This window comes from Variovorax sp. GW821-FHT09D05, from assembly GCF_059416325.1.
This window is the reverse complement of record NZ_JBWKOZ010000001.1, coordinates 231,392-251,636: the sequence shown is the minus strand read 5'-3', so window position 1 is coordinate 251,636 and position 20,245 is coordinate 231,392. Positions and strand designations below refer to the sequence as shown.

17 protein-coding genes are annotated in these 20,245 nt (G+C 66.0%); 2 read left to right on the top strand and 15 right to left on the bottom strand.

All coding sequences use genetic code 11. The annotated features are described in order from the left end of the window. Window positions 1–3: 3 nt before the first annotated feature. From ispG to AC07O3_RS01060, 8 genes are all read right to left on the bottom strand, one after another. Entirely contained in the window at window positions 4–1,281 is a 1,278-nt protein-coding gene (ispG, locus tag AC07O3_RS01095; protein WP_495338369.1) for a flavodoxin-dependent (E)-4-hydroxy-3-methylbut-2-enyl-diphosphate synthase, read from the bottom strand. Further along, window positions 1,278–2,237, bottom strand: coding sequence for a helix-turn-helix domain-containing protein (locus tag AC07O3_RS01090; RefSeq protein ID WP_489015396.1), 960 nt, complete (start codon window positions 2,235–2,237; stop codon window positions 1,278–1,280). Before AC07O3_RS01090 ends, ispG begins: the two co-directional genes overlap by 4 nt. Further along, window positions 2,230–3,084: a type IV pilus biogenesis/stability protein PilW gene (gene pilW / locus AC07O3_RS01085; protein ID WP_093052215.1), complete on the bottom strand. Its 855-nt coding sequence runs from the start codon at window positions 3,082–3,084 to the stop codon at window positions 2,230–2,232. The genes AC07O3_RS01090 and pilW overlap by 8 nt, the downstream gene beginning before the upstream one ends. Before the next feature lie 4 nt (window positions 3,085–3,088). Continuing rightward, window positions 3,089–4,237 carry a dual-specificity RNA methyltransferase RlmN gene (gene rlmN, locus AC07O3_RS01080; protein ID WP_495338368.1) on the bottom strand — a complete coding sequence of 383 codons (1,149 nt, stop codon included), beginning with the start codon at window positions 4,235–4,237 and terminating at the stop codon, window positions 3,089–3,091. Window positions 4,238–4,258: 21 nt separating this feature from the next. Next, window positions 4,259–4,684: a nucleoside-diphosphate kinase gene (gene ndk, locus AC07O3_RS01075; protein ID WP_093052220.1), complete on the bottom strand. Its 426-nt coding sequence runs from the start codon at window positions 4,682–4,684 to the stop codon at window positions 4,259–4,261. A gap of 153 nt (window positions 4,685–4,837) precedes the next feature. Next, window positions 4,838–6,691, bottom strand: a complete 1,854-nt coding sequence (locus AC07O3_RS01070; RefSeq protein WP_495338367.1) for a pseudouridine synthase — start codon at window positions 6,689–6,691, stop codon at window positions 4,838–4,840. Next, entirely contained in the window at window positions 6,688–7,611 is a 924-nt protein-coding gene (gene scpB, locus AC07O3_RS01065) for an SMC-Scp complex subunit ScpB (protein ID WP_495338366.1), read from the bottom strand. Before scpB ends, AC07O3_RS01070 begins: the two co-directional genes overlap by 4 nt. Window positions 7,612–7,740: 129 nt before the next feature. Then, complete coding sequence (locus AC07O3_RS01060; RefSeq protein WP_495338686.1) at window positions 7,741–8,766, bottom strand: RluA family pseudouridine synthase; 1,026 nt, start codon at window positions 8,764–8,766, stop codon at window positions 7,741–7,743. Window positions 8,767–8,789: 23 nt separating this feature from the next. Between AC07O3_RS01060 and AC07O3_RS01055 the strand changes: the two genes are divergently transcribed. Then, on the top strand, window positions 8,790–9,596 hold the full coding sequence (locus AC07O3_RS01055) for an outer membrane protein assembly factor BamD (protein ID WP_093052233.1): 807 nt from the start codon (window positions 8,790–8,792) through the stop codon (window positions 9,594–9,596). Between the two features lie 34 nt (window positions 9,597–9,630). Here AC07O3_RS01055 and AC07O3_RS01050 read toward each other — a convergent pair whose 3' ends face one another. Both AC07O3_RS01050 and AC07O3_RS01045 read right to left on the bottom strand, forming a co-directional pair. After that, window positions 9,631–11,718 (bottom strand): ATP-dependent DNA helicase, encoded by a 2,088-nt coding sequence (locus AC07O3_RS01050; RefSeq protein ID WP_495338365.1) that lies wholly within the window; start codon window positions 11,716–11,718, stop codon window positions 9,631–9,633. After that, complete coding sequence (locus tag AC07O3_RS01045) at window positions 11,715–11,918, bottom strand: YdcH family protein (RefSeq protein ID WP_093052238.1); 204 nt, start codon at window positions 11,916–11,918, stop codon at window positions 11,715–11,717. Before AC07O3_RS01045 ends, AC07O3_RS01050 begins: the two co-directional genes overlap by 4 nt. 107 nt (window positions 11,919–12,025) lie before the next feature. Between AC07O3_RS01045 and AC07O3_RS01040 the strand changes: the two genes are divergently transcribed. Then, window positions 12,026–12,796, top strand: a complete 771-nt coding sequence (locus AC07O3_RS01040) for a PP2C family protein-serine/threonine phosphatase (protein WP_093052241.1) — start codon at window positions 12,026–12,028, stop codon at window positions 12,794–12,796. A gap of 17 nt (window positions 12,797–12,813) precedes the next feature. Here the strand turns inward: AC07O3_RS01040 and AC07O3_RS01035 are convergent, their stop codons facing one another. The 5 genes from AC07O3_RS01035 to AC07O3_RS01015 are packed head-to-tail and all read right to left on the bottom strand — an operon-like array spanning window position 12,814 to window position 20,234. Next, window positions 12,814–13,476: a hypothetical protein gene (locus AC07O3_RS01035; protein ID WP_093052244.1), complete on the bottom strand. Its 663-nt coding sequence runs from the start codon at window positions 13,474–13,476 to the stop codon at window positions 12,814–12,816. After that, the gene (zapE, locus tag AC07O3_RS01030) at window positions 13,473–14,573 is read right to left on the bottom strand and encodes a cell division protein ZapE (RefSeq protein ID WP_093078086.1); all 1,101 of its coding nucleotides are present in this window, start codon (window positions 14,571–14,573) and stop codon (window positions 13,473–13,475) included. Before zapE ends, AC07O3_RS01035 begins: the two co-directional genes overlap by 4 nt. A gap of 16 nt (window positions 14,574–14,589) precedes the next feature. Then, window positions 14,590–16,020 (bottom strand): dihydrolipoyl dehydrogenase, encoded by a 1,431-nt coding sequence (gene lpdA / locus AC07O3_RS01025; RefSeq protein WP_093052249.1) that lies wholly within the window; start codon window positions 16,018–16,020, stop codon window positions 14,590–14,592. Window positions 16,021–16,034: 14 nt separating this feature from the next. Further along, window positions 16,035–17,303 carry a 2-oxoglutarate dehydrogenase complex dihydrolipoyllysine-residue succinyltransferase gene (odhB, locus tag AC07O3_RS01020; RefSeq protein ID WP_495338364.1) on the bottom strand — a complete coding sequence of 423 codons (1,269 nt, stop codon included), beginning with the start codon at window positions 17,301–17,303 and terminating at the stop codon, window positions 16,035–16,037. A 54-nt stretch (window positions 17,304–17,357) separates the two neighbouring features. Then, complete coding sequence (locus tag AC07O3_RS01015; RefSeq protein ID WP_093052255.1) at window positions 17,358–20,234, bottom strand: 2-oxoglutarate dehydrogenase E1 component; 2,877 nt, start codon at window positions 20,232–20,234, stop codon at window positions 17,358–17,360. Window positions 20,235–20,245: the final 11 nt, after the last annotated feature.

Genomic DNA, 20,245 nt, shown 5'->3' with positions numbered 1-20,245 from the left:
GTGTCAGGCCGCGACAGCGTGTTCGCCGCCGAAGCGCTTTTCGATGTAGGTTTCGACGAGCTGGTGAAACTCGTTGGCGATATTGTCGCCGCGCAGCGTGAGTGCCTTTTCGCCGTCGATGAAGACCGGCGCGGCGGGCGCCTCGCCGGTGCCGGGCAGGCTGATGCCGATGTCGGCATGCTTGCTCTCGCCAGGGCCGTTGACGATGCAGCCCATGACGGCCACCTTCATCGTCTCGACGCCCGGATATTTCTTGCGCCAGACCGGCATCTGCATGCGCAGATAGTCGTCGATCTGCTTGGCCAACTCTTGGAAAGTAGTGCTGGTGGTGCGGCCGCAGCCCGGGCAGGCCGTAACGCTGGGCACGAACACGCGCAGCCCCAATGCCTGGAGGATTTCGGAGGCGATCACCACCTCCTGTGTGCGCGACTCGCCCGGCTGCGGCGTAAGCGACACGCGAATGGTGTCGCCGATGCCCTCCTGCAGCAGGATCGACAGCGCCGTGGCCGATGCCACCGTGCCCTTGGTGCCCATGCCGGCCTCGGTGAGGCCCAGGTGCAGCGCATAGCCGCAGCGGCGGGCCAGCTCGCGGTAAACCGAGATCAGGTCCTGCACGCCGCTCACCTTGCACGACAGGATGACCTGGTTGCCAGCCATGCCCATCGATTCGGCGAGCTTCGCGGACTCGATGGCCGAGGTGATCAGCGCCTCGTACATCACCTGCTTGGCGTCCCACGGCTCGGCGCGCTGGCTGTTGGTGTCCATCAGGCTGGCGAGCAGTTCCTGGTCGAGGCTGCCCCAGTTGACACCGATGCGCACGGGCTTGTTCCAGCGCATGGCCGCGTCGATCATCTGGCCGAACTGGCGGTCGCGCTTGTCGCCCTTGCCCACGTTGCCGGGGTTGATGCGGTACTTGCTCAGCGCTTCGGCGCAGGCCGGATAGTCGGTGAGCAGGCGGTGACCGTTGTAGTGGAAGTCGCCGATCAGCGGCACGTCGATGCCCATGCGATCGAGCTGCTCGCGGATGTAGGGCACCTGCGCCGCGGCTTCGGGCGTGTTGACTGTGATACGGACCATTTCCGAGCCGGCGATGGCCAGCTCCTTCACCTGGATCGCGGTGCCGATGGCATCCACGGTGTCGGTGTTGGTCATGGACTGCACGCGCACGGGGGCGTCGCCGCCCACCGTAACCACACGCGAGCCCCAGGTCACGCTGGACTGGCGCGAGCGGCGCGCCTTGGGCGCCGCCGATGGAATGGGATCGGGATAGCAGTCGGTCACGATTTCACCTCGAAACGCGCCACGCCACCGCCGCGCGTGACAGGCGTCAGATCGTAAGGCTTGCCGCTTACCTGCACATCGACCGCCGACGCACGGCCCACCACCACCGACAGTGGCAGCGCGCCCGACAGGCCGACCGTTTCGCCGGCCTGCAGGCTGCGACGCAGCAACTGCTTGCCGCCGGCTTCAGTTACGGTGATCCAGCACTCTTCACGTGCCACGAAAACGAGTTGCTGACTGCTTGCGCTTGCGGCAGTCGCCACGGGCGCGGTGGGGGCAACCGCAACCGCTGCGGGGGCAGATGGCGCATTGGCAGCGATTGCGGCGGGCGCTTGGCCCACCGGAGCGCTCGGTGCCACAGCCTGCGAGGGCACCGTTTCGGCCACGGCGCCAGTTGCGCTGGCCGAAGCCGGTCCGTTCGCTGGCGCCGATTCCGTATCGGCCTCGCTACGCGCCGTCAGGCGCGACACGGAAGCACTGATCTGGTCGAACACCGATTGCGGCAACCAGAACAACGCAGCCGCGCCAACCAGCAGCACCAGCACCACGATCAGCAATCCGCGCGAAGGCAGTCCGCTGGAGCGTCCGCTGCTGTTCCAGCGCGGCGTGCCCGAAGTGATGTTCGTCCGAAGGGTTCGGTCGGCCTCGGCCAGCGACACCCTTTGCGTGCTGGGCAGCTTCGCAAGCACGGGCGCCGGGTCGATGCGCAAAGCACGGCAGACACTGCTCGCCAGGGCGCGAGCGAAGACCGGGTCCGGCAACGAGGCAATGTCGTCTGCTTCAAGCGCCATGAGCTTCTGCGGCGGCACCTTGAGGGCGGCCGCCACCATCTCGATGTGCAGGCCATGGGCCTCGCGCGCTTCGCGCAGCAGGTCGCCGGCGGTCTTGTGCGTGATGTCGCCTTCTTCCAGCGGCAGCGCTGCGGAAGTGCCGAACTCCGAAACCCGATCAGTCATTGAAATTCCCGCGCTCGTACGCTGTTGCCTCCCGCGACTGGGGGAAGCGTCGTTGCAGTTGGCCTCCCAACTGCGCGACTGCCTCGCGGTTGTTCAGCTTTCGTTCGATCTTGATGCCGAGCCAGAGCGTCTCGGCGCTGGCCGAGGCACTGTTGTTGACGCGGCGAATGTAGAACTGCGCGCGCGACCATTCTTCGCGCTGCGCCAACACCGAAGCAAGGTTGAAGCCAACCACCGGATTGCCGGCGTCGATCTCGTAGGCCTGCATGAGGCTGCGCTCGGCTTGCACGCGCTGCCCAGCCTTGAGCTCGCACACGCCCTGCGTCATGAGCGTCTTGGCGCGGTCGGCATAGCTCGGCACTGCCAGCGCCTCGGTGAACTGCGCAGCCGCATCGCCATAGCGGTTCTGCTGGCACAGCAGCCAGCCGTAGTTGTGGCGCGCGTTGGGGTCGCGCGGATTGATGGCGATGGCGCGGCGGAAGCTGTCTTCAGCCATGCCGGCATCGTCGAGCCGCATGTAGACCAGGCCACGCAGGTTGTAGGCGTCGGCGTTATTGGGGTCGGCGACCAGCGCCTGCTTGATCTCGTCGAGCGCGACAGTGGTCTGGCCATGCTCGAAATAGCCGGCCGCCAGTTCCATGCGCAGGCGCGCGCGGCGCTGTCGGCTGGACTCGTCGGATTCGGTGACCACCTCGGTCCCCTTGCCCGAACTGGTGTCGGCCAGGCTGGTGGTGGTGGTGCGCGTGTTCACGCAGCCCGCAAGCAGCAATGCCACGGCGACACCCGCGAAACCTGTAGTCAGCATCCGCTGCACGTTCGCGGTCGTCGTCGGAATGACCATGCTCATCAGTTCAATGCTCCTGGGGGGCGGCCTTGCGGACCGGATGCAAAACAACGGGACGCTCGGTTGCACGGCGCTGGGCCATGCGCTCGGCCGCGCGGGTGCGGTCCTTGACGTCGCCGGCGAGCTGGCCGCAGGCGGCATCGATGTCATCACCGCGCGTCTTGCGCACGGTGGTCACGAGACCAGCTTCGCTCAGCGTCCTGGCGAATGCCAGCACGCGCGGCTGCGGCGAGCGCAACAGACCCGAGGCCGGAAACGGGTTGAAAGGAATCAGGTTGAACTTGCACGAGATGCCGTGCGTGCGAACCAATTCGACGAGCTGCCGCGCATGCTCGGGCTGGTCGTTCACGCCATCCAGCATGCAATATTCGAAGGTGATGAAATCGCGCGGCGCGTGCGCCAGATAGCGCTTGCAGGCCTCGATCAGTTCGGCGATCGGGTATTTGCGATTGAGCGGCACGAGGTCGTCGCGTAGCGCGTCGTTCGGCGCATGCAGCGAAACGGCCATGGCCACCGGGCAATCGGCACCCAGGCGGTCGATCATCGGCACCACGCCGGAAGTCGACACCGTCACGCGGCGGCGCGACAGCCCGTAGGCGTTGTCGTCGAGCATGGTGCGCAGCGCGGGCACCAGCGCCGAGTAGTTCTGAAGCGGCTCGCCCATGCCCATCATCACCACGTTGGAGATGACGCGCTCGTCGCGCTTCAGGTGCTTGCGCAGGAAGTGTTCGGCAAACCAGAGCTGGGCGACGATTTCGCCCGTGTTCAGGTTGCGGCTGAAGCCCTGATGCCCAGTCGAGCAAAAGCGGCAACCGACCGCACAGCCGGCCTGGGACGACACGCACAAGGTGCCGCGGTCGTCCTCGGGAATGAATACGGCTTCGACGGCATTGCCGTCACCGACGTCGAACAGCCACTTGATTGTGCCGTCCTTGGATTCGTGCTGCGTGATGACCGGCAAGGCCTCCACGCGCGCAGTGGTCGCGAGTTTCTCGCGCAGCGACTTCGCCAGATCGGTCATCTGGGTGAAGTCGCTGGCGCCACGCTGGTGAATCCAGCGGAACAGCTGCGTGGCGCGGAATTTTTTCTCGCCGAGTTTTTCGCAGAACGCAGCCAACCCCTCGAGATCGAAGTCGAGCAGATTGGCCGTGGTCATGGAATCGGTCGAGATGCGGCTTCAGCGTGCGTAGACGTTGAGGCCGGCGAAGAAGAAAGCGACTTCGTTCGCTGCGGTTTCGGCAGCGTCCGAACCGTGCACGGCGTTGGCGTCGATGCTGTCAGCGAAGTCGGCGCGGATGGTGCCGGCGGCTGCCTTCTTGGGGTCGGTGGCGCCCATCAGATCGCGGTTCTTGGCGATGGCGTTTTCGCCTTCGAGCACCTGCACGAACACGGGGCCCGAGATCATGAACTCGACCAGGTCCTTGAAGAAGGGACGCTCCTTGTGCACGGCGTAGAACTGTTCGGCTTCGTTGCGCGACAGGTGCACCAGCTTGGCGGCGACGATCTTGAGGCCAGCAGCTTCAAAACGGGAAACGATCTTGCCGATGACGTTCTTGGCAACTGCGTCGGGCTTGATGATGGAGAGGGTACGTTCGATAGCCATTGAAATGCTTCCTGGAGCTTTGATTTTGAAGTGTTTTGTCACAACTGCAACGAATTTGTTGCGTCACGTGTCGACAAAGCCTCTGATTTTAACCGGCGCAGCCTTGCTGATTGGTGAAAACCCCGCGAAAGGCCGCGCTCCGACGGCTGGCTTTCAGCGCCCGCGACGGCGTCCGCCGCCTTGGCCGCCCTGACCGCCGAAGCCGCCACCACCGCCCCCGCCTCCACCACGACGCGGGCCTCCGCGCTGCTCCTTGCGCTGGCGCGAGAAGCTGTCGGCACCGATGTACCCCAACGAGGTCTTCATCGGATCGGGCTGGTTGGCGCCGCTCGGTTGACGGTCGTCGCCCTGCTGGCGATTGCCGCCGCCCTGGCGGTTGCCGCTGTTGCCACGGCGTCCCTGCCCCTGGGGCGGGCCGCCATTGCCACCGCCACGATTGGGACGGGCACCCCGGTCGCCGCGCGGCGGACGGCCATCTCCAAGCGGATTCGGAATCGGCGCTTCGCGTCCGCCCTCGTCGCGTGCATCGCGCATGTCGCGCGGCGGCTGGCCACCACCGCCACCATTGCGGTTGCCCCGTCGCTTCTTGTTGCGCCCGTTGCGGCCATTGCCGCCACCGCCCTCCTGCCCCGGGCCGCGCTGCTGCTGCTGCGGACCGGGCCGGGCAGCCGCGCCACCGGAGGCCTGGAACAGCGCTCGGATGTCGCGCTCGTCGAGCTCCATCCAGGCACCGCGCTTCAGGCCGCGCGGCAGCACCATGGCACCGTAGCGGATGCGGATCAGCCGGCTGACCGCATGGCCCACCGACTCGAACAGGCGGCGCACTTCGCGGTTGCGGCCTTCGGAAATGGTCACGCGATACCAGCAATTCGAGCCCTCGCCACCACCGTCTTCGATGGTGCCGAACTGCGCCATACCGTCGTCGAGGCGCACGCCGTCGAGCAGCTTCTGCTTTTCTTCGCTGGTGAGCGCACCCAGCACGCGCACCGCGTACTCGCGCTCCAGGCCGAAGCGCGGGTGCATGAGCTGATTGGCCAGGTCGCCGGAGCTGCTGAACAGCAGCAGGCCTTCGGTGTTCAGGTCGAGACGGCCGACCGACTGCCACTTGCCCTGCTGCAGGCGCGGCAGCTTGCGGAACACGGTCGGGCGGTTCTGCGGATCGTCATGCGTAACCACCTCGCCCACGGGCTTGTGATACGCGATCACGCGGGGCGGCGGAGGCGCGATGCGGTAGCGGATCGGCTTGCCGTTGATCTTGACCTGATCGCCGAACTGGATGCGCTGGCCGATGTGGGCCGGCTCGTTGTTGACGGAAATGCGGCCCTGGAGAATCAGCTGCTCCATTTCGAGCCGCGAGCCGAGGCCGGCCTGCGCCAGCACCTTGTGCAGTTTGGGCGAATCGGCCTCGGGCAGCAGCACGCGCTTGAGCGGCGGGACTTCGGGGCTTTCTTCGTCGGCATCGAACTGGCCGGAGATGACGTCCGCGAAGCGGATCGGCTCGGGCGGCAACGCATTGCGCTGCTCGCGCTCGGCGGCGCGGCGGGCACGGTCGAGGTCGTCTTCTTCCTCGTCGGGCTCTTCTTCGTCTTCGTCCCGCTCTTCGTCGTCCTGGTCGTGGATGCGATCGACTTGTTCGGGCTGAGGTGCCTGGGAGGCGGCCTCTACCGGCGCAGGCTCACGAACTTCTTCTGCGGCAGCGGTGACGGCAATCGGGGCTTCCTCGGCGACAACAGCAGCAGCGGCTTTTGGCTCAGCCACTTCGGGCGGCTCCGCACCAGGCGACACCAAAGCCTCGTCCTGCTCCACTGGCTTCTTCTTGCGGGGCGCGCGCGGCTTCTTGGGTGCTTCAGCCTCTGCCGGTGCGGCGACTTCCTGCGCCGCGACCTCTGGCGCTACCGATTCAATAGCATCAACCGCAGCCTTCTTGGGCGTGGTCGCCCTCTTCTTCTTTTTGACTTCGGGCTCGGCCGGCAGCATCGCCGCGTCTTCGGTGTCGGTTGTGCTCATGAGGTTTTTCCGGGAGAGGGAGCGTGAGGGTCGGCCTCGTCCTGGGACGGGGCATCGGGTTCTGGCGACGGCGCCTGGGCGGGCTCGGCGGGGGATTCGGTGTCTGCCGCGTTCTCGGCAAACTGCGCTTCGGCGGCTTCGGCGGCTTCTTCGGCGACTTCTGGCGCCATGTCGATGACGGCGGGCTCTTCTGCCGGCACTGCTTCGTCTTGCTGCGAGGCAGCGACTTCCTGCTCCGCCTCAGTAACTTCGGCGTCGGCTTCGGCTGCGGCGGGCTCCAGCTCTGCCATCGCCGATGCATCCGCATCGCCCTCGGCCAATGCTTCAGCCTCCGGCACGGCATCGATAGGCAGCCCCTGCTGCTCACCCGACGCCCGTTCGAGCGCATCGACCAGCGCGGCCTGCTGCGCGGGCGTCTCGATCAATGGCAGCTGATCGAGCGAGGCCAGGCCCAGGTCGTCAAGAAACTGGCGCGTGGTTGCATACAGCGCCGGTCGGCCGACCGTTTCGCGGTGGCCGATGACTTCGACCCAGCCGCGATCTTCCAGTTGCTTAAGGATCAACGAATTGATCGTCACGCCGCGGATGTCTTCCATGTCGCCGCGCGTGGCCGGCTGCCGATAGGCAATGATGGCCAGCGTCTCGAGTGCGGCGCGCGTGTAGCGCGGCGGCTTCTCGGGGTGCAGGCGGTCGAGGTGATCGCGCATCTCCGGCCGGCTCTGGAAGCGCCAGCCGCTGCCGACGCTCACAAGCTCCAGGCCGCGTTGCGCCCAGTCTTCCTGCAGTTCAAGCAACAGCACCTTGATGGTGTCCACGCCCAGTTCGTCGTCGAACAGCACGCGCATATCGCGCACCGGCAACGGCTGGCTCGAACAGATCAAGGCGGTTTCGAGAATGCGCTTGGCATCCGCCGTATTCATGGTTCGCGTTATCCGGGAAAAGGCGCCTCAGGGACGCTTGTTCAGAAGGATGAAAGGAGTAGGCGCTGCAGGCACACGGCAAATGCAACGCAAGGCCGGCCTTGGGTGACCGGCGCGGCCCTCGGGCCGTCAGGCGCGATTGTAATCCAGCCCCCAGGACTGCAAAGCCTGGACGAGATCTGGCGGTGGCGGCGAACGGAACTCCATCGCCTCTTGCGTGACGGGATGCACGAAGGCCAGCCTGAATGCATGCAGCGCCTGGCGAGACAGCCCGGCAGCCGGCGCGCCGCCATAAAGCGCGTCTCCCACCAGCGGATGACCGATCGACGCCATGTGCACGCGGATCTGGTGGGTGCGCCCGGTTTCGAGCGTGCAGCGCACAGCGCAGCCTTCGGCGTTGCTGTCGAGCCGCTCGATCAGCGTGCGTGCCGTCTTGCCCGCATGCCGCTCGAGATCGACCACGGCCATGCGTAGCCGGTTGCGCGGGTCGCGGCCGATGGGGGCGTCGACCTGGCGGGCCGCCGCGCCCTCCCACGGCTTGTGGCCGATGGCCAAGTACTGCCGCTTGACCTCGCGGGCGGCGATCAACGCCACCATCGCGTCCATGGCGGCGCGGGTGCGCGCCACCACCATCAGTCCACTGGTGTCGCGGTCGAGCCGGTGCACGATGCCGGCGCGCGGCAGCAGCACCGCCTTCGGGTCCAGCGCCAGCAGGCCATTCAGGAGCGTGCCGCTCCAGTGCCCGGGTGCCGGATGCACCACGAGGCCGGCCGGCTTGTCGACGATGCGCAGGTGCTCGTCCTCGTACACGGTGACGATGTCCATCACCTCGGGCCGGAAGGCCTGGCTCTGGGGCGTGGGGCGCAATTCGATGCGACCGGCCTGCCCCGCCTTCACTGTGGCCGAGACCTTGGTGAGTGTGCGGCCCTGCAGCTCCACCGCGCCAGCCTCGATCAATTGCTGCAGATAGCTGCGGGAAAACTCGGGTACCAGCGCGGCAAGCGCGCGGTCCAGCCGCTGGCCGTGCTGGGCCGGATCGATGACGAAAGGCCGCTGCTCGCTGGGCTCGATCGGATCGGCGCCCTCTTCGAGCTCGGCCACCTCGGCGGTCTCGGGGATATTGCCCAAAGGGTCGGTCGATATAATTGAGGGCAACTGTTTCACGAAAGCCGTATGTGATGTTTCGCGCCAAATTATCGGTCCCCAGCTGGATCGCGCTCAGCGCGGCGGCTCTGCTGGCAGCTGGCTGCTCGTCGACCTCCGTCGACAAGACTGCCAACTGGAGCCCCAACCGCATCTACTCTGAAGCCAAGGAAGAGGCCGGATCGGGCGCCTACGACAAGGCCGTTCCGCTCTACGAGAAGCTCGAAGGCCGCGCTGCCGGCACACCGCTCGCGCAGCAGGCGCAGCTGGAAAAGGCCTACGCCCAGTACAAGTCGGGCGAAAAGGCGAGCGCCATCGCCACCATCGACCGCTTCATGAAGTTGCATCCGGCGAGCACGGCTCTCGACTATGCGCTGTACCTCAAGGGCGTGATCAACTTCAACGACGACCTCGGCATGTTCGCGTTCATGACGCGCCAGGACCTGTCCGAGCGCGACCAGAAGGCCGCCAAGGAATCGTTCGAATCGTTCAAGGACCTCGTCACGCGCTTCCCCGATTCGCGCTACGCCCCTGACGCGCGCCAGCGCATGAACTACATCGTGAACTCGCTCGCGCAGTACGAAGTTCACGTGGCACGCTACTACTACTCGCGCGGCGCCTACCTGGCAGCCATCAACCGGGCCCAGATCGCACTGGCCGACTACCGCGAAGTGCCGGCGCTCGAAGAAGCCCTGTTCATCATGGTGAAGTCGTACGACGCCCTCGGCATGAAGGACCTGCGCGACGACGCCCAGCGCGTGCTGACCACCAACTATCCGCAGAGCACCTACCTCGCGAACGGTTTCAAGGGCAAGGACGACCCTTGGTGGAAGCTCTGGTAAAGCCACCAGAGCACGCGCTCTTCCTGGTCAGAAACTAGGTCTTGAGCGCGTCCAGCGCGGCCTCGAAATCCGATTCGTTTTCGAGCCGCCGCATCGGCGGCAGCGCCGACAGCAACCGGCGGCCATAGCCCATGGCCACCAGCCGCGTATCGCAGATCGCCAGCACGCCACTGTCGGTTTCCCGCCGAATCAACCGCCCCGCCCCCTGCTTGAGCGCCACGGCCGCCTCGGGCAGCGAATAGTCGGCAAACGAACTGCGCCCCTGTGATTCCAGGCGCTGCGAGCGCGCCTCGACCAGCGGATCGTTCGGCGGCGGGAACGGCAGCTTGTCGATCACCACCAGCTGCAGCGCATCGCCCGGCGCATCGAAGCCCTCCCAGAACGAAGCCGATGCCACCAGCACGCAGCCAGCGCGCCCGGCGCTCGCGCCTTCGCGAAAGCGGTCCATCAGCACGCGCTTGGGCAACTCGCCCTGCACCAGCACTTCGGGCCGCACCTGTGCGTCGAGCAGTTCGAACTGCTGCTTCATCGCATCGCCGATGGTGCGCAGCGCTCGCAGCGTGGTCGTCAGCACCAGCGTGCGACCGCCAAGCTCCGTCGCGCCGCGCGCAGCCAATTCCGCGACGCGCTGGCTGTGCGACGGATCGTTGGGCTTGGGAAACGCACGCGGCACATAGAGCGCGGCCTGCGAGGCATAGTCGAACGGGCTCTGCACGCGCAGCACTTCCGCGTCCTGCAGGCCGCAGGGCTCGGTGAACCAGCGCAGCGTGGGCTCGTCGCCCAGCGTGGCGGAGGTGAAGACCCAGGCGCGGCCGCTGTCTTCCTGCACCGCGGCTGCTGCCTCGCGCGCCGGCCGCTCGCCATAGCCATCGAGATCATCGTCGTCGCCATCGTCGCCAACATCAGCGTCTGCCTCGACGATCTTGAGCACCCGCTTGCGCATGGCATCGGCGATGTCCAGCGGCGATTCGATGAGCCGCAACTGCGTGCCCACGTCGACCCAACGCACCGAATCGACCTCGCATGGCAAGGCGAAGCGCGCCGTGCGTTTCGCGAGTTGGCGAGCCCGCTCGTGCAGCCGCACGAAGTCGGGCGAGATTTCGCTGACGGTGGCAAGTCCCTCTGCCGTCAGCTCGAACGCGTGCAGCAGATCGTCCAATGCGCGCTGCCATGCGTCGGGATCGATGCCCTCAGGCGACGCACCCAGCCAGCGCAGCTTGGCGCCCGGCCATTGCTTGCCGACCACCAGCCGCAGTTCGCGCGCGGCCCGTTCGAGCGCGCCGACCAGTTGCTGCCAGTCGACGAGGCCGCGCGCATGCTGCAAGCCGGCCGCCAGCATGTCGCGCGCGAAGTCGAGCGCCTGGCCGCTGCCGAGCTGCGCGCCGAGAAACTGCACGCCGGTTTCGTTGAGCTGGTGGGCTTCGTCGAACACCACCACGCTCACGGTCGGCAGCAGCTCGGCCATGCCGGTCTCGCGCACTGCGAGGTCGGCAAAGAAAAGGTGATGGTTGATGACCACGATGTCGGCCGCCAGCGCCTCGCGCCGCGCCAGGTTGACATGGCAGGGCTTGAACTGCGGGCATTGCGCGCCCAGGCAGTTCTCTCGCGTGGAGGTGATCAGCGGAATCAGCGGCGAGCGCTCGTCGAGCCCCGGCAGCTCGGCCAGGTCGCCCGTGCGCGTAGCCTTCGACCACTGCTCGATCTTGGCGAGCGTGCGCAGGCTGCCGCGCTCCGGCAATGAAGCGTCATGGCGCGCCTGGTCGAGCCGGTGCAGGCACAGGTAGCTGGCGCGCCCCTTCAGCAGCGCCGTGCGCACCGGCAGGCCGAAGGCTTCGACAAGACGCGGCAGGTCACGGCCGAACAGCTGGTCCTGTAGCGTCTTGGTGGCGGTCGACAGCAGCACGCGCTCGCCGCTCAGCAGGGCCGGCACGAGGTACGAAAAGGTCTTGCCCACCCCGGTGCCAGCCTCGACCACCAGCACGCCGCCCTGGTCGATGGTGCGGGCCACGGCCATTGCCATTTCAGTTTGTCCCGAGCGTTCGCGGAACTGGTCGGCGGCACGCGACAGCGCGCCGTCCTGCGCGAAGGCGTCGCGCACCTTGTCTTCGAGCACACCTGTCACGCCGGCTCTTTCGGATCGAGGTCGTTTTCGAGGCGCGTGATCTGGTCACGCAGCGCGAGGCGGCGCTTTTTCAGGCGCCGCAGCAGCAGCTCGTCTTGCGGCGAGCCCTCGGCCAGCCGGTCGATGGTGGCGTCGAGGTCGGCGTGCTCGATACGCAGTTCGATCAGCTGACGGGAAAGGGAGTGAAGATTGGAGTCCAACGGTGGGGAGCACGCGCGAGGTTTTTGCGGCACATGTTCATTCGATAATACGTCCTGACACGAATCTCCGAGCAGACAGAAACACGCGCTTCAGGCGCATATGCCTCATGACCCAAGGCTTTCGACTCGCCGCGGCCACCGGACTCCACAAGGGAGACCGCCCGTACCAACAAGACCAGGTGCTGCTGATGAGCCATCCGCGCGTGCCTGGCTGCGTGCTGGGCATCGTGGCCGACGGCATGGGCGGCCGCAGCGGCGGGCGCAAGGCCTCCGACCAGGTGCTGATGACGGCACGCCAGCTCTTCACCCGCTACCAGCCCGGCCGCGACGACCCGGAAGCCGTGCTGAAGCAGATCCTCGAAGATTCGCACACGGTCATCAAGCTCACCGCCGTCTCCAGCGAGCAGGAGCCGCACAGCACGCTGGCGGCCTTCCTCATGACCCCCAAGGGCGACTGCGCCTGGATCCACGCCGGCGACTCGCGCATCTATCACTTCCACGACGGCCAGCTCATCAGGCGCACGCGCGACCATTCGTACGTGCAGGTGCTGATCGACCGCGGCCAGATCACCGAGGCCGAGGCCAACATCCATCCGCAGGGCAACATCCTGCTCGGCTGCCTGGGCATGACGACCACGCCGCCACCCATCGACCCCTACTACATCCCGAAGCTGGCGCCGGGCGACCTGTTGATGGCTTGCAGCGACGGGCTCTGGCACTACTTCAGCCCGGAAGAACTGGCGAGCGTGCTGTATGCACAGCCGCCGCGCGATGCGGTCGAAATCCTGGTGGGTGAAGCGCGCCGCCGCGCCCGGGGCACGGGCGACAACATCTCGATTGCCGTTCTGAAGCTCGATCCGCTGCCAGTCGCCGCCTGAGCGGTGCCCGGTCAGGGTCAGGGCGTGGGCGACGAAGCTGCCGGCGCCGGCAGTGGTGCCCCGCGCGGCTTGCTGCGGTTGGCGTTCTGCCGCTCGCGGCTGGCCCTGTGCTCTTCGGCGCGTTTCTGCTTGTCCTCGAAACGCTTGGCGGCCGTGGGCGCCTCGGCCTGACGCTGGGCCGCCTTGGCCTGCTCGTCGGCATGCGCCTGCTGCTTGGACTGGAATTGGCGCTCGCGCTCGGCCGCCTCGGCCGCTGTAGCCGCGCGGCTGGTCGCGTGGTCGGCAGCGCGCTGCTCGCGTTCCTTCTGGCCCTGGATTGACTGTTCCTGCTTCTCGCGAGAGTCCTGCGGGCGCTGGGTGCCAGCCTTCTGGTCGAGCTTCTGCAACTCGGCCGCGCCGCTGCGCTGGCGCAGGATGTCGTTGATCGCGGTTTCCTGCCGCTTGATGTTGTCGGTTTCCGTGCGGCGACGGCTGCGGCTCTCGCGCAGGCAGTCTTCCACCGCGAACTTCTTGTAGCAGGCAGCCCGCTCTTCGACGAAGCGCTTCTCGATGGCCTCGCGCTCGGTGGAAAGCCGGCGCTTTTCGCCCTCGAGGTCGGCATTGCCCGCGGCGGCGTTGGACTGCGCCCACAGCGGCAGGCTGGCCAACGTCATGAGCAGGGCAAGAGCGAATTTTTTCATGTGAGTCGGGTGTCGACGATGCGGCGTTCCAGGGCGAGAAACTCGCTCGATTGCATTTCGGTGAGCCGGGAAACCGTGCGCGGAAACTCGTGCGACAGCGGCCCCTCGGTGTACAACGCCTCGGGCGGAACCTCAGCCGACATGATGAGCTTGCAGCGCCGGTCGTACAAGACGTCGACCAGCCAAGTGAAACGACGCGCTTCCGAAGCCATGCGCACCGGCATGTGCGGCACGTCGGACAGCAGCACGGTGTGGAACTGGCTCGCGATTTCGAGATAGTCGTTCTGCGAACGCGGACCACCGCACAGCGTCTTGAAATCGAACCAGACCACGCCGCCGGCCTTGCGCCGCGCACGGATCTCGCGCTGCTCGATGTGCAGCACCGGGTTTTCGTCGGCCGTCTCGGCCAGCTTGTCGAAGGCCTTGCGCATTTCCTTCTCGGCCACCGCGTCATTCGGCGTGAGGTACATGCGCAGTTGCTCGAGCGTGCGGCGCCGGTAGTCGGTGCCGTTGTCGACGCTCAGCACTTCGAGCTTTTCGTTCAGCAGTGCAATGGCCGGCAGGATGCGGTCGCGGTGCAAGCCACCGGGATACAGATCGTCCGGCTTGAAATTCGAGGTGGTGACGAAACCCACGCCGTTCTCGAACAGCGACACCAGCAGCCGATGAAGAATCATCGCGTCAGTGATGTCCGCCACATGGAACTCGTCGAAGCAGATCAGCTTGTAGCGCTTGGAAATGCGAAGCCCAAGCTCGTCGAGCGGATTGACCGTGCCCTGCAGCTCGCGCAGTTCGCGGTGCACCTCGCGCATGAATTCGTGAAAGTGCAGCCGCGTCTTGCGCCGCAGCGGTACGGCGTTGAAGAACAGGTCCATCAGGAAGCTCTTGCCCCGCCCGACGCCACCGTACATGTAGACGCCGCGCGGAAGCTCTGGCCGGTTGATGAACTTCTTCAGCGCATTCGAGCGCTGGGCCTTGTACTCGGCCCATTCGTTGGCGCAGCGATCCAGCGCCTCCACGGCGTGCAGTTGCGCTGGATCGCTGTGGAACCCGCGCGCTGCGAGTTCCGCCTCATAGGCCTGTTTGACGCTGGTCAAAAGAAAGATCGCGAGATCAGAAGTTCAGCGTGCGCTTGTCCACGGCGAGTGCCGCTTCCTTCGTTGCTTCCGACAGCGACGGGTGAGCGTGGCAGATGCGCGCGATGTCTTCGGCGCTGGCCTTGAACTCCATCGCCACGACGGCTTCGGAGATCAGCTCGCTGGCCTGCGGGCCCACGATGTGCACGCCCAGAATCTCGTCGGTAGCAGCGTCGGCCAGGAACTTGACCATGCCGGTCGTGTCGCCCAGCGCACGAGCGCGGCCGTTCGCGAGGAACGGGAAGGTGCCGGCCTTGTAGGCACGGCCCGCGGCCTTGAGCTGCTGCTCGGTCTGGCCGACCCACGCGATCTCGGGGTTGGTGTAGATCACCCACGGGATCGTGTTGAAGTTGACGTGACCGTGCTGGCCCGCAATGCGCTCCGCCACGGCAACGCCCTCTTCCTCGGCCTTGTGCGCCAGCATCGGGCCGCGCACCACGTCGCCGATGGCCCAGACGTTGGGCAGGCTCGTCTTGCACTCGTCGTCCACGGCAATGGCGCCGCGCTCGTCGAGCTTCAGGCCCACGGCTTCGGCGTTCAGGCCGATGGTGTTGGGCACGCGGCCGATCGACACGATCAGCTTGTCGACTTCCAGCGTCTGGGCTTCGCCCTTGGCATTGGTCCACGCAACGCTCACGCCCTTCTTCGACGACTTGATCTCGCCGACCTTCACGCCGAGTTCGATCTTGAGCTTCTGCTTGTCGAAGGCCTTCTTGGCTTCCTTGGCGATCTGCTCGTCCACCGCGCCAAGGAAGGTCGGCAGTGCTTCGAGCACCGTGACTTCCGCGCCGAGGCGACGCCACACCGAACCCATTTCGAGGCCGATGACGCCCGAGCCGATCAGGCCCAGCTTCTTCGGCACCGCGCCGATGCGCAGCGCGCCGTCGTTCGAGAGGATGTTCTCCTCGTCGAACGGCGCACCGGGCAGTGCGCGGGCGTTGGAGCCCGTGGCCACGATGATGTGCTTGCCGCTGATCGACTCTTCGGCGGCGCCCGCCACCTTGATCTCGTAGCCGGCTTCGTCGGTCTTCACGAACGAGCCGCGGCCATGGAAGAAGGTGATCTTGTTCTTCTTGAACAGGTACAGGATGCCGTCGTTGTTCTGCTTCACGACCTGGTCCTTGCGGGCCAGCATCTTGTCGAGGTCGAGGCCCAGGCCTTCGACCTTGATACCGTGGTCGGCAAAGTGATGGCCGGCCTGGTCGAAATGCTCCGACGATTGCAGCAGCGCCTTCGATGGGATGCAGCCGACGTTGGTGCAGGTGCCGCCCGGTGCGGGGCCGCCCTTGCCGTTCTTCCACTCGTCGATGCAGGCCACGTTGAAGCCGAGTTGCGCGGCGCGAATGGCCGCGATGTAGCCGCCGGGGCCGCCGCCGATGACGACGACGTCGAATTGCTTGTTTGCCATCTGGTTCTTTCTCCTCAGATGTCGAACAGCAGGCGCGACGGGTCTTCCAGCGCTTCCTTCATGGCAACCAGGCCCAGCACGGCTTCGCGGCCGTCGATGATGCGGTGGTCATAGCTCATGGCGAGGTAGTTCATCGGACGGATCACGATCTGGCCGTTTTCAACCACGGCGCGGTCCTTGGTGGCGTGCACGCCGAGGATGGCCGACTGGGGCGGGTTGATGATCGGGGTCGAGAGCATCGAGCCGAAGGTGCCGCCGTTCGAGATGGAGAACGTGCCACCGGTCATGTCTTCGATGCCCAGCTTGCCGTCTTGCGCCTTCTTGCCGAACTCGGCGATCTTCTTCTCGATGTCGGCAAAGCTCATCTGGTCGGCGTTGCGCAGGATCGGCACCACCAGGCCGCGCGGCGAACCGACGGCAATGCCGATGTCGAAGTAGCCGTGGTACAGGATGTCGTTGCCGTCGACCGAGGCGTTGATCACCGGGTACTTCTTCAGCGCATGCACCGCAGCCTTCACGAAGAAGCTCATGAAGCCGAGCTTCACGCCGTGTTCCTTGGTGAAGTTGTCCTGGAAGCGCTTGCGCAGCTCCATGACGGGCGCCATGTTGACTTCGTTGAACGTGGTCAGGATGGCGTTGGTCGACTGCGATTGCAGCAGGCGCTCGGCGATGCGGGCGCGCAGGCGGCTCATCGGCACGCGCTGTTCCGGACGCTCGCCCAGGTCGGGCGCGCCGGCCGGTGCAGCGACTTGCGGCAGAGCAGGCTTGGCGGCCGGTGCCGCGATGGTGGCGGCAGCCGCGGCAGGCTTGGCGCCCGAGGCAACCGCGCCGAGCACGTCGCCCTTGGTGACGCGACCGTCCTTGCCGGTGCCGGCCACGTCGCTGGTCTTCAGGTTGTTGTCGGCCAGCAGCTTGGCCGCGGCGGGCATGGCAACGTCGGACTTCGAACCGCCGGCGGCGGCTGCAGCTGCTGGGGCAGGCGCGGCGGCAGCCGGAGCTGCTGCTGCGGGCGCTGCCGCCGGGGCGCCAGCCGAAGCCTTGCCTTCGGTGTCGATCTTGGCGATCAGCTGATCGGCCACCACGGTGGCGCCATCGGGCTGCACGATTTCGGCCAGCACGCCAGCCGAAGGGGCGGGCACTTCGAGCACGACCTTGTCGGTCTCGATCTCGATCAGGATTTCATCGACGGCGACGGCTTCGCCGGCCTTCTTCTTCCACGTGAGCATGGTGGCTTCGGCCACGGATTCGGAAAGCTGGGGGACTTTGACTTCTACGATAGACATTTGGAGTGAGCTCCGTTTTGTTCTTCAGGGTATTCGTGTGAAAAGAAACTGGTTTTACTTGGTCAGCACGAAGCCCTTGAGCTTGCCAAACGCGCCATCGACGAGCGCCTTCTGCTGTTCCTGGTGCAGGTGCGAGTAGCCCACCGCCGGCGATGCCGAAGCGGCACGGCCGGAGTAGCCGAGCTTCTGGCCGTCCTGCATGTTTTCGTGGATGTAGTGCTGCACGAAGAACCAGGCGCCCTGGTTCTGCGGCTCGTCCTGGCACCAGACCACGTCGACGAGGTTGGGGTACTTCTTGATCTCGGCGGCGAAAGCCTTGTGCGGGAACGGATAGAGCTGCTCGACGCGGATGATCGCCACGTCTTCGTCGCCACGTTCTTCGCGCTTCTTGGCCAGGTCGTAGTACACCTTGCCCGAGCAGGCGATCAGGCGCTTGACCTTCTCGGCCTTCAGGCCCTTGCTGTCGGGAATGACGGTCTGGAAGCTGCCCTTGGTGAACTCGGACAGCGGCGAGGTCGCGTCCTTGTTACGCAGCAGCGACTTCGGCGTCATGATGATCAGCGGCTTGCGCAGGTTGCGCACCATCTGGCGGCGCAGCACGTGGAAGATCTGGCTGGCCGTGGTCGGCTGCACCACCTGCATGTTGGTGTCGGCGCTCAGCTGCATGAAGCGCTCCAGGCGTGCCGAGCTGTGCTCGGGGCCCTGGCCTTCGTAGCCGTGCGGCAGCATCATCGTGATGCCGTTGACGCGGCCCCACTTCACTTCGCCCGAGGCGATGAACTGGTCGATCACCACTTGCGCGCCGTTCACGAAGTCGCCGAACTGGGCTTCCCAGATGACGAGCGTGTTCGGGTCGTTCGAGGCGTAGCCGTATTCGAACGCGAGCACGGCTTCTTCCGACAGGATCGAGTCGATCACGACGAACGGAGCCTGGTTGTCGGCCACGTTCTGCAGCGGCGTGTAGGTGCCGGTGTCGAACTTCTCGCGGTTCTGGTCGTGCAGCACGGCGTGGCGGTGCGTGAACGTGCCGCGGCCCGAGTCTTCACCCGACAGGCGCACCGGGTAGCCGCTGGCCACCAGCGAGGCGAAGGCCATGTGCTCGCCCATGCCCCAGTCGACGTTGACGTCGCCGCGGCCCATGGCTGCGCGGTCGTCCAGCACCTTCTTCACGAGCGGATGCACCGTGAAGCCTTGCGGCACGGTGGTGATCTTCTCGGCCAGGCGCTTCCATTCGGTGGACGGGATTGCGGTATCGCCGGCGTCGGTCCACTTCTTGTTGAGGTACGGGCTCCAGTCGACGGCGTACTTGCTCTTGAAGTTGGTGAGCACGGGGTCGACGGTGTTCTTGCCTTCGTCGAAGGCGGCGCGCTGCGCCTTGACCATGTCGTCGCCGAGCGTGTCGCCCAGGCCTTGAGCAGCCAGCTTGTCGGCGTACAGCTTGCGCGTGCCGGGGTGCTGGGCGATCTTCTTGTACATCAGCGGCTGGGTGAGCGAAGGCGTGTCCTGCTCGTTGTGGCCCAGCTTGCGGAAGCAGATGATGTCGACGACCACGTCCTTCTGGAATTCCATGCGGAAGTCCAGCGCGATCTGGGTGGCGAGCACCACGGCTTCGGGATCGTCGCCGTTCACGTGCAGCACCGGCGCTTCGATCATCTTGACGATGTCCGAGCAGTACAGCGTCGAGCGGCTGTCGCGCGGGTCGCTGGTGGTGAAGCCGATCTGGTTGTTGATGACGATGTGCACCGTGCCGCCGGTGGAGTAGCCACGGGTTTCGGCCAGCGCCAGCGTTTCCATCACGACGCCCTGGCCTGCGAAGGCAGCGTCGCCGTGCACGATCACGGGCAGCACCTGCTTGCCCAGCGGGTCGCCGCGGCGGTCCATGCGGGCGCGCACCGAGCCTTCGACCACGGGGTTCACGATTTCAAGGTGCGAGGGGTTGAACGCGAGGCTCAGGTGCACCGGGCCGCCGGGGGTGGTCACGTCCGAGCTGAAGCCCTGGTGGTACTTGACGTCGCCGCTGGGCAGGTCTTCGGGGGCGGTGTGGTCGAACTCGGCGAACAGGTCGGCCGGCATCTTGCCGAGCGAGTTGACCAGCACGTTCAGGCGGCCGCGGTGGGCCATGCCGATCACGATCTCCTGCACGCCCTTGACGCCGGCCTGGTTGATCAGCTCGTCCATCGCGACGATGAAGCTCTCGCCGCCTTCGAGCGAGAAGCGCTTCTGGCCGACGTACTTGGTGTGCAGGAAGCGCTCGAGGCCTTCTGCCGCGGTCAGGCGGTTGAGCACGTGCTTCTTCTGCTCGGCGCTCAGCTTGGGGTTGGTGCGGGCGCTTTCGAGCCGCTGCTGCCACCAGCGCTTGTGATTCTGGTCGGTGGTGTACATGTACTCGGCACCCATCGTGCCGCAGTACGTTTCGCGCAAGGCGTTGAGCAGGTCGCGCAGCGACATGGTCTCCTTGCCGAAGAAGGTGTTGCTGGTGTTGAACACCGTCTCGAGGTCGGCGTCGGTGAAGCCGTAGAACGAGGGCTCGAGTTCCGGAATGGCGGGACGCTCGGCGCGCTTGAGCGGGTCGAGGTCGGCCCAGCGGGCGCCGACGTTGCGGTAGGCGGCAATCAGCTGCTGGACGGAGGTGCGCTTGCGGCCGAGTTCGGAATCGGCGCCGCTGGCCTGCACGACCTTGGTCGTGCCCTGCTTCGCGCGTTCGGCGAAAGCGTTGATGACCGGCAGGTGCGGGACATCGCGGGTGTTGGTGCCGTCGGCAGCGGGAACGTTCTGCAACGCGTCGAAATACGAACGCCAGTTGTCAGGCACGCTGCCGGGGTTGGAGAGGTAGTTCTCGTACATCTCCTCGACATAGGGCGCATTGCCGCCGAAGAGGTACGTGTTGCCTTGATAGGCGGTATACGCCGATGGCGTCGATGAATCGCTCATGATCCGCTGAC